General features: G+C 71.9%; 9 protein-coding genes. 5 read left to right on the top strand and 4 right to left on the bottom strand.

What is annotated here, in order from left to right:
- Both H9623_RS19480 and H9623_RS10050 read left to right on the top strand, forming a co-directional pair.
- Window positions 1-316 (top strand): ATP-binding cassette domain-containing protein (locus H9623_RS19480; RefSeq protein WP_227748462.1); only part of this gene is annotated, 316 nt, incomplete at its 5' end.
- Window positions 313-2,466, top strand: coding sequence for a hypothetical protein (locus H9623_RS10050; protein ID WP_193719910.1), 2,154 nt, complete (start codon window positions 313-315; stop codon window positions 2,464-2,466). The genes H9623_RS19480 and H9623_RS10050, both read left to right, overlap by 4 nt.
- Window positions 2,467-2,507: 41 nt before the next feature.
- Here the strand turns inward: H9623_RS10050 and H9623_RS10055 are convergent, their stop codons facing one another.
- The 3 genes from H9623_RS10055 to guaB1 are packed head-to-tail and all read right to left on the bottom strand — an operon-like array spanning window position 2,508 to window position 5,589.
- Window positions 2,508-3,407: an aminoglycoside phosphotransferase family protein gene (locus H9623_RS10055; protein ID WP_193719911.1), complete on the bottom strand. Its 900-nt coding sequence runs from the start codon at window positions 3,405-3,407 to the stop codon at window positions 2,508-2,510.
- Complete coding sequence (locus H9623_RS10060) at window positions 3,407-4,144, bottom strand: NUDIX hydrolase (protein WP_193719912.1); 738 nt, start codon at window positions 4,142-4,144, stop codon at window positions 3,407-3,409. The genes H9623_RS10055 and H9623_RS10060 overlap by 1 nt, the downstream gene beginning before the upstream one ends.
- Window positions 4,141-5,589, bottom strand: a complete 1,449-nt coding sequence (guaB1, locus tag H9623_RS10065; protein WP_193719913.1) for a GMP reductase — start codon at window positions 5,587-5,589, stop codon at window positions 4,141-4,143. The genes H9623_RS10060 and guaB1 overlap by 4 nt, the downstream gene beginning before the upstream one ends.
- A gap of 152 nt (window positions 5,590-5,741) precedes the next feature.
- On the opposite strand from guaB1, the gene dxs reads away from it, so the two are divergent.
- Window positions 5,742-7,673: a 1-deoxy-D-xylulose-5-phosphate synthase gene (gene dxs, locus H9623_RS10070; protein ID WP_193719914.1), complete on the top strand. Its 1,932-nt coding sequence runs from the start codon at window positions 5,742-5,744 to the stop codon at window positions 7,671-7,673.
- 199 nt (window positions 7,674-7,872) lie between these two features.
- On the opposite strand, the gene H9623_RS10075 is transcribed toward dxs, so the two are convergent.
- Window positions 7,873-9,003: a carboxylate-amine ligase gene (locus H9623_RS10075; RefSeq protein WP_193719915.1), complete on the bottom strand. Its 1,131-nt coding sequence runs from the start codon at window positions 9,001-9,003 to the stop codon at window positions 7,873-7,875.
- A gap of 619 nt (window positions 9,004-9,622) precedes the next feature.
- On the opposite strand from H9623_RS10075, the gene pflB reads away from it, so the two are divergent.
- Window positions 9,623-11,905 carry a formate C-acetyltransferase gene (gene pflB, locus H9623_RS10080; protein ID WP_193719916.1) on the top strand — a complete coding sequence of 761 codons (2,283 nt, stop codon included), beginning with the start codon at window positions 9,623-9,625 and terminating at the stop codon, window positions 11,903-11,905.
- Between the two features lie 22 nt (window positions 11,906-11,927).
- Window positions 11,928-12,938, top strand: a complete 1,011-nt coding sequence (gene pflA, locus H9623_RS10085; protein ID WP_193719917.1) for a pyruvate formate-lyase-activating protein — start codon at window positions 11,928-11,930, stop codon at window positions 12,936-12,938.
- Window positions 12,939-12,990: the final 52 nt, after the last annotated feature.

A 12,990-nucleotide genomic window follows, 5' to 3' on the forward strand; every position in this document is an offset into this window, starting at 1 on the left:
GGGGGCGACCGAGCTGCTGGAAGCCTTCGGTGTGCCCACCGACCGCGAGGCCACCGACCACCTCTCCGGTGGGGAGCGTCAGCGCACCGCCCTGGCCCGTGCGCTCGTCAACGAACCGACGCTCGTCCTCGCGGATGAACCCACCGGCTCGTTGGATCCAGCGATCCGGGACCGCGTCGCGGACGTCCTGTTCGACACGCCTGCCCGTCGGGAGTGTGGACTTCTCGTCGTGACGCACGATCCGTTCATCAGTGCGCGCGCGGACCGAGTCGTCCACCTGGAGCGCGTGCTCGCCACCGACGAGGTTCAGGCGTGACCGCACTGCGCGTCGTCGGGGCCTCTCTCCGGCGGGCTTCACGCTTCGAGCCGCTGCGCGGCGCGATCCTGGCTGCGGGAGTCGCAGCCTTCGTGCTCAGCGTGGTCTCGTTGGCGATCACGACGGCGACGTACGCCGGGTGGGACTCGAGGGCCGAGGAGCGCGCGGGGCGGATCGCCGCGCTCTTTCCCGACGAGGAGCCCCGAGCGCTGTGGCGGCACGGTTTCGACCTGGTGGACGGCAGGCAGGTCGACGTCGTCTATCTCGCGCCTCTCGTCGAGGATCCGCCACTCCCTCCGGGGCTCGCCCGATGGCCGAGAGCGGGCGAGGTCTTCCTTTCCCCGGCTGTCGCGGAGGCACTCGGTGTGTCGGTCGGGGACCGGACACGGCACGGCACGCTGATCGGTCTCGTCGACCGAGAAGGACTCGTGGAACATGGCGAGGGGCTGGTCTACGTCGGCGCCGAAGGTCGTCTCGCGCCCGAGTCCGCCGAGCTGATCACCGGCTTCGGCAGCGACCGGTTCGAACAGCCCCGGGCGATCGCCGACCGACGACCGTTGGCGACCTTCCTCGGCGTCCAGATCGCGCTCCTGGTCGTTCCTGCGACGTGGCTCCTGTTCACCGGGATCCGCATCGGGGCCGTCCAACGGGCGCGCAGGGTCCGGATCGTCACGATGCTGGGCATGCGGCCGCGGCAGGTGCGAGCGTTGCTGTGGGGCGAGTCGAGGTCCCCGTGGGGGCTCGGTGCGCTCGTCGCGCTCCTCGGCACCGTGCTGTTCCTGGTCGTCGACGTGGCCCTGCCAGGGGCGTCTCTCGCCGTGGATGCGCAGGACGTCAGGTCCGGAGGTGTGCTCGTCGTCGTGGCGTTCGTCGCCGCCCTCGTCCTGAGTGCCTGGGCCTGCTCGTCGCGTGTCGGCCTGAAGGCCGAGCGGCGCAGAGACCGTCGCCGGTCGTCGTCAGGGCCGTCGTGGTTGGCGCGGACCCTGGCCGTCGCCCGCGTCGCCCGGGGTGGTCTGTCGCTCGTGCTCGCAGCGATCACGGTGATCGGCCAGAACATCGCGGTGGGTGAAGGGCGGGTGGACCTCGTGCCGATCATCGCTCTCGTGGGGACGACTCTCACGCTGGCGGCACTGCCTGCGGACGCCGTCGTGTGGATCGAGCTGTACGCCCGCCGCCGCCGCGCGGTGGCGTGGGGTGCAGGAGACGCGGCAGGTCTCACCGGGGCGGCACAGCTGCTGGCACGGCCGCGGCCCGCCGCGCGATTCGGGGCCACCGCGGCGATCATCGTCGTGATCGTGACGGTGACGAGCGGGTTGCTCACCACTTTGGGGCAGGACGCAGCTCAGGCACTGGCGGTGCAGCGACACCTCGGCGGCTCGGTGGCGACGATCCAGACCTTTCGACAAGCCGGGGCCGAGTCGAGGGAGCTCACCCTCGACGCCCTGCGGCGTGACTACGTCGTGGCCGCGATCCAGCCGGACGGGGAGGGGATGTCGGTCGTGGCGCCGCGTGGCGAGGACGTCGAGACCTTCGTCCCGGGCGGCCGACCGCCTTCATGGCTCGCCTACGTCGCGGGGACGGAGGTCGGTCACCGCGTGGACGAGATCGAGGACGGCCCGGGGGCCACGGTGCTTGTCACCCGTCGAGATGGCACCCCGATCGAGATGGAGGCACTGCGCGACCAGCTCGGGGCGCTGAGCGTTCCGATGTGGCAGGCCGAGCTTCCCGGGGAGGGCTTCGTCGTCGGGACGGCGTCGTCCCTGTACCAGATGCGATGGCTCACGTGGTTCGGCTCGATCGGTCTGGTCCTGACGTTGGTCGCCCTCTGGTCGAACTACTCGAACGAGCTGTTGCGGGCGGTGCGATCGCTGCTCGCGATCCAGATGTTGGCTCCGAGCGACGCGTTCGTCAAGAGAGTGCTCGCGGGTCGGATCGTTGCACCGGTCGCCGTCGCGGTGTTCGGGGGTGGTGTCCTGGCCCTGGTCCTCTCGATCCCTCCGGTCCCGGGAGAGACGATGAGCCTGCCGTACGGGATCGTCCTCGCGTGCGTCGTGGCATCCTTCGTGACCGGAGTGATCGCGTGGAGCGTCACCTGGCGGGCCTGCGTCCGCGGTGCTCGTTCCCTGTCGCTCGGAGTGCCCGAGGAGTAGGCGTCTCGCCGCCGGCGGCACATGAGCCGCCGACGGCGCGGTCAGTCGTCGCCGAGCACCTGCGCGAGCGTGTGCGCGCCCAGCTCGGCGAACGCGGGGTCGTCGTCCGAGTGGGCCGCGAAGGCTGTGCCGAGGACGAGCGCCCAGGCGCGGGCCCGCTCCCACGTCGCGTCGTCGGTCCCGCAGCGGGCTGTCATGGCGTCGCGGAACACGCGGCGACCCACGGCGTCGAACGTGATCCAGGCGGTCGCGAGATCGGTGGCCGGGTCGCCGCTCGTCATGTCCCCGAAGTCGACCACGGCGCCCAACCGGTGGCCGCCCGGCGCGAGCACCAGGTTCGCCGGGTGCAGGTCGCCGTGCAGCCACACCGCGGGCCCGTCCCAGGCGGGGACCTCGACGAGGTGGGACCACAGGTCGAGGAGAGAGCCGCCGTCGGGCACCTGGACCGACGTGAGGCGCTCCCGGACCGACTCGTCACGCACGGCCAGGGGGACGCCCCGGTACGGGTTGACGGGCGCCTCGGGAGGGGCGGAGACGTGCAGGGCCGCGAGGAACGCGGCGAGGTCGGGGGCGAACGCGCGGCGCAGCGCTCGATCGACGGAGAGGGCGCTCAGACCGTCGAACCACGGGACCACGCTCCAGGCCCAGGGGAAGAAGGGATCGGCGCACGGGGTCCCCACGCGCACGGGTGCCGGGACGGGCAGGGGGAGGCGCGGCGCGAGGCCTGGCAGCCACTCCTGCTCGTGCGCCACGAGCCCGGCCGCGGCCTCACGGCGCGGAACCCGCACGGCCAGGTCGTCACCCAGGCGCAGCACGACGTTGTCCCAGCCGTTCGCGACGAGGTCCAGGGGCAGGGCGGCCAGGTCGGGGTGCTGGGCGGTGAGCAGGGCGCGCACGAGCTCGACGGTCACGTCGACCTCCGCGACGGGCCGCAGCGCCACTAGACCGGCACCTCGACCGTGCGCGCCGCGTCCCACGGCTCTGCCCAGCCGAGCCGGTCCAGGAGCGCGTCGAGGATCGCGCCCGTGAACCCCCACACGAGGTGCTCGCGCCCGTCCGCGGACACCAGGAAGGCGGGGCTCTTGTGGACGTTCCGGCCCCGGCGCACGACGGCGGTCCGCCGGTTCGCGGGGTCCGTCAGGTCCGCGACGGGCACCCGGAAGACGTGCGCCGACTCGGCCGAGTCGACGACCGCGACCGGTGTCGGCCGCGCCCACCACGCGATCACGGGGGTCACGAGATGATTGCTCACGGGCAGGGGGAGCGGGGACAGGGCGCCCAGGACCTCGACCCCGTCGCGGTCCAGCCCCGTCTCCTCGACGGCCTCGCGCAGGGCCGCGTCGACAAGGTCCGTGTCCGTGTCGTCGAGCCGTCCACCGGGGAACGAGACCTGGCCCGGGTGGTGACTCAGCGTCGAGGCACGGGCGAGCAGGAGCACGTCGAGGTCGGCGGGCACGGGCGAGGCCGGCGCGTCGTCCGGCGCGTCCTGACCGGACACGATCCGGGACGCCAGGACGTCGTCGAGCACCCCGAACAGGACCAGGACCGCGGCCTGCCGCACGCGCGACTCGTCGAGCGTGCCGATCGCGTAGCGCCACGGGTGCGGCCACGGGGCCGGGTCCTGGGCGAGGGCCGCGAGGTCGGCGTGGGCCGAGCTCGCGGACGGGGAGACGGTCACCAGCCGGCGGGCAGCGGGCGCCCCTCCTCGTAGCCGGCCGCGGACTGGATGCCCACCACGGCCCGCTCGGCGAACTCGGTGAGCGAGGCAGCGCCCGCGTACGTGCACGAGCTGCGCAGCCCGGCGGTGATCTCGTCGATCAGGTCCTCGACGCCCGGGCGGGCCGGGTCGAGGTACATGCGCGAGGACGAGATGCCCTCCTCGTACAGGCCCTTGCGGGCCTGCTCGAACGGCGAGCCGCCCGCGGTGCGAGCCGCGACCGCGCGGGCCGAGGCCATACCGAACGACTCCTTGTAGAGGCGTCCCGTGCCGTCGTCGTGCAGGTCGCCCGGGGACTCGTGCGTCCCCGCGAACCAGGACCCGATCATGACCTGGGACGCGCCCGCGGCGAGGGCCAGGGCGACGTCGCGCGGGTGGCGCACGCCGCCGTCGGCCCAGACGTGCTTGCCCAGCTCGCGGGCCGCGGCCGCGCACTCGAGGACGGCAGAGAACTGCGGACGGCCCACGGCCGTCATCATGCGCGTGGTGCACATGGCGCCCGGCCCGACGCCGACCTTGACGATGTCCGCGCCCGCGGCGACGAGGTCGCGCACGCCCTCGGCCGTGACGACGTTGCCCGCGACGACCGGGACCTGCGGGTCCAGGGACCGCACGGCCTCCAGGGCCTGGAGCATCTTGACCTGGTGACCGTGGGCCGTGTCGACCACGAGGACGTCCACGCCCGCGGCGAGGAGCTCGGCGGCCTTGGCCTTGACGTCCCCGTTGATGCCCACGGCCGCTGCGACACGCAGGCGGCCCTGGGCGTCCAGGGCGGGGGAGTAGACGCTCGAGCGCAGCGCGCCGCGTCGCGTCAGGACGCCCACGAGGCGCCCGTCGCGCACGACCGGGGCGACCTTGCGCCGCGAGCGGTGCAGCTCGTCGAACGCGGCCTGCAGACCGCCCGGCCCCGACACGATCGCCGCGTCGACGGTCTGCGGCTGGGCCGACATGACCTGCTGGACCTGCGTGAAGCGGTCGACGCCCAGGCAGTCCGCCTCGGTCACGACGCCCACGGGCCGGTCGCCGTCGAGGACCACCGCGGCGCCGTGGGACCGCTTGCCGATCAGGGTCAGCGCGGTGTGCACGGTGTCCGTGGGGGAGACCACGACGGGGGTCTCGATGACCGGGTCCTTGCCCTTGACGTCGGCGATCACGTTCGTGACCACGTCGGTCGGGACGTCCTGCGGGATCACGACGATCCCGCCGCGCCGCGCGACGGTCTCGGCCATGCGACGGCCCGCGACGGCCGTCATGTTCGCCACGACGAGCGGGATCGTGGTGCCCGTGCCGTCGTCGGACGACAGGTCCACGTCGAAGCGCGACGTGATCTCGGAGCGGGACGGGACGAGGAACACGTCGCCGTAGGTCAGGTCGGTGGTGGGCCGCTGGCCCGGCAGGAAGCGCACGGCCTCAGTCTACGGAGGGATGCCAGAGGGGGAGGGAGGATCGGGTGCGGGGCCCGTGCAGAGGTCGTGATCAGGCCTTTCCGGGCGCGAGCACCCGCCCGGAGCGCCTAGAGTTGTCGGGCTAGTCGAATGGCAGGCGGAACGGAGCGGTTATGACCCTGTTGAGCAGCATCACGTCACCGGAGGACCTCCGGCGGCTGACCCCCCAGCAGGTGGAGACCCTCGCCGCGGAGATCCGCGCGTTCCTCGTCTCCGCCGTGTCCCGCACGGGCGGGCACCTCGGACCGAACCTCGGCGTGGTCGAGCTGACGCTCGCCATGCACCGGGTCTTCGACTCGCCCAAGGACTCGTTCGTGTTCGACACGGGCCACCAGTCGTACGTGCACAAGCTGCTCACGGGCCGCCAGGACTTCTCCGCGCTGCGCAAGCGCGACGGCATGTCCGGGTACCCGAGCCGCGCCGAGTCCCCGCACGACATCGTCGAGAACTCGCACGCGTCGACCGCGCTGAGCTGGGGCGACGGGATCGCCAAGGCCAACGTCGTGCGCGGCCTGCGGGACCGGCACGTCGTCTCGGTCATCGGCGACGGCGCTCTCACGGGCGGCATGGCCTGGGAGGCGCTCAACAACATCGCCGAGAGCCAGGACCGGCGCCTGGTGATCGTCGTCAACGACAACGGCCGCTCCTACTCGCCGACCATCGGCGGCATGGCGCACCACCTGTCGACGCTGCGCACCACGCGCGGCTACGAGAACTTCCTCGACTGGGGCAAGCGCACGCTCTCGCGCTCGGGCGCCCCCGGCCGGTTCGCGTACGAGTGGCTGCACGGGCTCAAGAAGGGCCTCAAGGACGTCGTCGCACCCCAGGGCATGTTCGAGGACCTGGGCATCAAGTACGTCGGCCCCGTCGACGGCCACGACATCGAGGCGCTCGAGCACGCGTTCGTGCGGGCCCGCTCGTACGGGGCGCCCGTGATCGTGCACGTCATCACCGAGAAGGGTCGCGGGTACACCCCGGCCGAGCAGGACGTCGCGGACCGCTTCCACGCGGTGGGCCAGATCCACCCGGAGACCGGGCTGCCCGTCGCACCCTCGCGCTTCGGCTGGACCTCGGTGTTCGCCGACGAGATCGTGAAGATCGGCCGGCGCCGTACCGACGTCGTCGCGATCACCGCGGCCATGCTGCACCCCGTGGGCCTCGCGCCCTTCGCCGAGGCGTTCCCCGAGCGCACGTTCGACGTGGGCATCGCCGAGCAGCACGCCGCGACGTCGGCCGCGGGCATGGCCTTCGCGGGCCTGCACCCGGTCGTCGCGGTCTACGCGACGTTCCTCAACCGCGCGTTCGACCAGGTCCTCATGGACGTGGCGCTGCACAAGGCGGGCGTGACGTTCGTGCTCGACCGTGCGGGGATCACGGGCGAGGACGGCGCGAGCCACAACGGCATGTGGGACATGGCCATGCTGCGCATCGTCCCGGGCCTGCACCTGGCGGCCCCGCGCGACGAGGCCACGCTGCGCGAGGCCCTGCGGCACGCGGTCGACATCGACGACGCGCCCTCGGTCGTGCGCTACCCCAAGGGCGCGATCGTCGCACCGATCCCGGCGATCGAGACGCTCGACGGCGTCGACGTCGTCGCGCGGCACGACGCCGTGCCGAGCAGGACGGCCAAGGCCCCTGCTGCGACGGGCACCGCGGGACCGGCCACCACGACCCGCAAGGTCCTCCTCGTGGGCGTGGGGTCCATGACGGGCACCGCGATGGCCGCGGGCGAGGCGCTCGCGGCCCACGGCGTGGACGTCACGGTCGCGTCGCCGACGTGGGTCCTGCCCCTGCCCTCGGCGCTCGTCAAGCTCGCGGGTGAGCACGACCTCGTGGTCACGATCGAGGACGGTCTCGCCGACGGCGGCATCGGCTCGCTCCTGGGGCAGCGCGCGGTCGAGGCCGGCGTCACGGTCCCGGTCGTGCCGTTGGGCCTGCCGACCGTCTTCCTCGACCACATGTCGATCGACCAGGTCAAGGCCGTGCACCGCCTCACGGCGCAGGACGTCACGCGCGACGCCCTGACGGCGCTCGCGCTGCTCTGAGCCCTCCGTGAGCGGTCCTGCTGCCGTCTGAACGGCCTTCGGGGCACGACACGCCACCTCAGGGGCACGGACACCCGTCCGTGCCCCTGACGGCGTCCTGGGCCGGGACGCAGCCCGCCCGACGGCGCCGCGCGCGCAGCGTGGTCGACGTGCCGCGGGTGGGACTCACCGGCCGGCCGGCCCGGTCCGGGGCCCGTGCTCAGGCCAGCGTGGCCTCGGCCGCGCGCTCGGTCACCGCGCGCAGGTCGCCCGAGCGGGCGAACCACGCCCGCTGACGGGCCGCGCCGCCGCCGTCGGACCAGAGCCGCCCGAGCAGCTCGGTCACGGCGTCGAGGTCGCCCGTGTCGACGAGCGCCTCGCGCACGTGCGCGACGAGCTGGCCCACGACGTCGTGCGCGGTCGCGGGCTTCCAGGTGAGCGGGGAGACGAGGTCGCCCGAGATGCCCGAGCGGCCGGCCCGCCAGGACGCGGTGCGCAGGAGCTCGGGGTGCAGCATGGGGGCTGCCGTGCCCGCCGCGGCCTCGCGTGCGGCGGTCTCGACGAGCCCGCGCGCGAGGGCTGCGAGCAGGGTCGCGGTGTCGGCGTCGAGGCACACGTCGGCGACCCGGATCTCGACCGTCGGGTAGGACGCGGACAGCCGGGCGTCGAAGTAGATCATCGCGGTGTCGAGGATCGTGCCCGTGGCGACCAGGGCGTCGACCGTGGCGCGGTACGACTCGGCCGTGCCGAACGAGGGGGCGGGGCCCGCCGTCGGCCACCGCGACCACACCTGGGACCGGAAGCTCGCGTACCCGCTGTCCTCGCCCTGCCAGTAGGGCGAGTTGGCGCTCAGGGCGAGCAGCGGGGCCAGCCAGGGTCCGATGCGGTCGAGGACCGCGACGCCCTCGGTGTCCGAGGAGACCGCGACGTGCACGTGGCAGCCGCCCGTGAGCTGTTCACGGGCCGTGAGCCCGAACTCGGCGCGTGCCTGCAGGTAGCGGAGCTTGCCGACCGTCGTGGGGGACACGGGCACGGGCGACGTGCCGAGCGCGACGATGCGCGCGTCGCGCTGCTCCGCCGCCTTGTTGGCGCGGGCGCGTCCGTCCCGGATCTCGCGCGCGAGGTCGGACAGGTCCGCGCACGGGTGCGTGCCGGTCTCGAGCTGTTCCTCCATGAGCTCGAGCTCGAGCTCGCCGCCCGGCAGACCTTCTCGTGAGCCGCCCGACGCCCCCAACCCTCCCTCGACGGGCTCGGTCGTGCTCGCTGTCTCGATGACCTCGGCCGCGACGGCGGTGGGGACGCCGTCGGGCCCGATGAGGAGGAACTCCTCCTCGACTCCCATGGTTCGCATCGACGCAGTCTCACATCGCCCGGCGAGGTTCGCACGCCTTGTGCGCAGCGGGGGCGCGAGGCAGACCGCCCGGGGTTGCGCATAGGGAGTCGCGAGGCGTGTCGGACAGCTCGCCGGGAGGTGCTGCTCGTCCTCGTCCGGTGCACCGGTACCGGGCCTCGACGAGCAGCACCTCGACACGCTCGTCGGCGGGGTGCGGGTGTCGTGGGCCCCGAAGGTGCCCGGGCGCGACCCGGCCCGTACGGTGGGGGCGGTGTCGGACGGTTCGACCAGGCATGTCCGGTGTCGTCCCGCAAGGGACCTTGGTCCCGGGCGTCGGGTCCTTGGACTCCCAAGGAAAGGTCATGTGAAGACCGTCACAAGGTGGAATGCCGACGGATAGATGCATGTTGTAGACCCTAGAAGGGTTGGAATCCCGCGGTTCTGCCGGTCGTGAGCTCCGGTTCGACGTCCGGGCCTGTGAGCCAGGTGACAGCGTCTTTGCCACACCGACACCCTCTGCGGGTCGTAGCCTGAAAGGGCGAAGGAGAACGGCAGGGCGGCACGGAAGATCCCGCGTCGACCAAGGTCTTTACCCCCGCCGCGCAGGCTGCGCGGCGTGGACGTCGAGGAGAGTGATATGACCAGCATTTCCGAGGCTCGCAGCACCACTGGCGGCCAGGACGACGCGACCGTCCCCGCTTGGGCCGGCTTCACCGCAGGTCCTTGGCAGGACACGGTCGACGTGCGCGACTTCATCCAGCGCAACTACACGCCCTACGAGGGTGACGACTCCTTCCTTGCCGGTCCCACCGAGCGGACCACCGGGATCTGGGCCAAGCTCTCCGAGATGTTCCCCGTCGAGCGCGAGAAGGGCATCTACGACGTCGACCCGCACACGCCCGCCGGCATCACGGCCCACGCGCCCGGGTACATCGACAAGGACGCCGAGGTCATCGTCGGCCTCCAGACCGACGCCCCGCTCAAGCGCGCGATCATGCCCAACGGCGGATGGCGCATGGTCGAGGGGGCCCTCGAGACCTACGGCTACCCGGTCGACCAGGAGCTCAAGAAGGTCTTCAGCGAGTACCGCAAGACCCACAACCAGGGCGTCTTCGACGTCTACCCGCCCAACGTCCGCGCCGCGCGCAGCTCGCACATCATCACGGGCCTGCCCGACGCCTACGGCCGCGGCCGCATCATCGGCGACTACCGTCGCGTCGCGCTCTACGGCGTCGACCAGCTGATCGCGGCCAAGAAGCTCGACAAGCTGGACCTCGACACCCAGCCGTTCAGCGAGAAGATCGTGCGCGAGCGCGAGGAGCACGCCGAGCAGATCCGCGCGCTCGGCGAGCTCAAGCAGATGGCGGCCTCCTACGGCTACGACATCTCGCGTCCCGCCACCAACGCCCGCGAGGCCGTGCAGTGGCTCTACTTCGGCTACCTCGCCGCGGTCAAGGAGCAGAACGGCGCCGCGATGTCGCTGGGCCGCACCTCGACCTTCCTCGACGTGTACCTCGAGCGTGACCTGGCGAACGGTGTCATCACCGAGGAGCAGGCGCAGGAGATCATCGACGACTTCGTCATCAAGCTGCGGATCGTGCGCTTCCTGCGCACCCCGGAGTACGACTCCCTGTTCTCGGGCGACCCGACGTGGGTCACCGAGACCATCGGCGGCATGGGCGACGACGGTCGTCCGCTCGTCACGAAGAACTCGTTCCGGTTCCTGCAGACGCTGTACAACCTGGGCCCGGCCCCCGAGCCCAACATGACGGTCTTCTGGAGCCCGCGCCTGCCGCAGGGGTTCAAGGACTTCTGCGCCAAGGTCTCGATCGACACCTCGGCCGTCCAGTACGAGTCGGACGAGCAGATCCGCCCGGCCTGGGGTGACGACGCCGCGATCGCCTGCTGCGTCTCGCCCATGGCGGTCGGCAAGCAGATGCAGTTCTTCGGCGCCCGCGTGAACCTGGCCAAGACGCTCCTCTACGCCATCAACGGCGGCAAGGACGAGGTCACGGGCAAGCAGGTCTCGCCGGTCGTGGCCCCCGTGCCCGAGGGCCAGCCCCTCGACTACGACGACGTCCGTGCCCGCTTCGACAAGACCATGGACTGGCTCGCCGAGACCTACGTCGAGGCGCTCAACTGCATCCACTGGTCGCACGACAAGTACGCGTACGAGCGCCTCGAGATGGCCCTCCACGACAAGGAGGTCCTGCGGACCATGGCCTGCGGCATCGCAGGCCTCGCGGTCGCGGCGGACTCCCTGTCGGCCATCAAGTACGCGACGGTCATGCCGGTGTTCGACGAGCGCGGCATCGTCGTGGACTACGTGACCGAGGGCGAGTACCCCGCCTTCGGCAACGACGACGACCGTGTCGACTCGATCGCGGTCGAGCTCGTCGAGTCGTTCATGGCGAAGATCCGCTCGCACAAGATGTACCGCGACGCGCTGCCGACGCAGTCGGTCCTGACCATCACGTCGAACGTCGTCTACGGCAAGGCCACGGGCAACACGCCCGACGGTCGCCGTGCAGGTGAGCCGTTCTCCCCGGGTGCCAACCCGATGAACGGTCGCGACACGCACGGCATGCTCGCCTCGGCCCTGTCGGTCGCGAAGCTGCCGTACAACGAGGCGCAGGACGGCATCTCGCTGACCAACACGGTCGTCCCGAGCGGCCTGGGCCGCACCCGGGAGGAGCAGATCGCGAACCTTGCGGGCCTGCTCGACGCGTCGGTCGGTGGCGACGGCTACCACATGAACGTCAACGTGCTGGTGAAGGAGACGCTCGAGGACGCCATGGAGCACCCCGAGAACTACCCTCAGCTCACGATCCGTGTCTCCGGGTACGCCGTGAACTTCGTGCGGCTGACCCGCGAGCAGCAGCTCGACGTCCTCTCGCGGACCTTCCACGGCGCTCTCTGAGCGCGGAAACGGCGGAACCATCATGACGACCCCCTCGACGACCGCAGCAAGCCAGGCGTCCGCGCGTGCCGCCGCCCGCTACGGCGTCGACGGGGTCGCCTCGGCTCCGCTCCCGTGGCGGACCTCCGGTGACGGCCTGGGTCACGACAGCGACCTGGACGCACCGGAGGCCCCCCGCCGCCGCACGGGGGCCGGGGTCTCCGGCCTCACGACGGCCGAGGACCTCGACCGGCACGACAAGCTCGCGATGATGCGCTCGGGCGAGCTGGGTTCCGTCCACTCGTGGGAGCTCGTCACCGCGGTGGACGGACCGGGCACGCGCCTGACGGTCTTCCTCAACGGGTGCCCGTTGCGCTGCCTGTACTGCCACAACCCCGACACGCTGCAGATGAAGGACGGCGAGCCGGTCACGGCCGACGAGCTGCTCGCCCGCGTCAAGCGGTACCTGCCGGTCTTCCGCGCCACCAAGGGCGGGCTGACCCTCTCCGGCGGCGAGGTGCTCATGCAGCCCGCGTTCGCCGCGCGCATCCTGGCGGGCGCCAAGGAGATGGGCGTGCACACCACGCTCGACACCTCGGGCTTCCTCGGGGCGAACCTGAGCGACGAGATGCTCGCGAACACCGACCTGGTGCTCCTCGACGTCAAGTCGGGCGACCCCGAGACCTACGAGAAGGTCACGGGGCGGGCCCTCGAGCCCACCCTGAAGTTCGGGCGACGGCTCGCCGAGTCGGGGCTGCCCGGCGGGGTCACGGCCGAGCACCCGGTCGAGGTCTGGATCCGCTACGTGCTGGTCCCGGGCCTGACCGACCAGGCCGAGCACGTCGACGTCGTCGCGGAGTACGCGGCCTCGCTCAACGAGATCCGGCCCGGCACGGTCACCCGTGTCGAGGTCCTGCCCTTCCACCAGATGGGCCGTGACAAGTGGGAGACGCTCGGGCGCGAGTACGAGCTCACCGACACCCCGGCTCCTGACGTCGAGCTGGTCGACCGCGTGCGCGACCAGTTCCGGGCGAAGGGCCTGACGGTCTACTGACCTGCTGCCTGACGCCGTGAGCCGTGGCCCCTGGATCGCTCGATCCAGGGGC

The organism is Oerskovia douganii (genome assembly GCF_015142735.1).
GTDB lineage: Bacteria > Actinomycetota > Actinomycetes > Actinomycetales > Cellulomonadaceae > Oerskovia > Oerskovia douganii.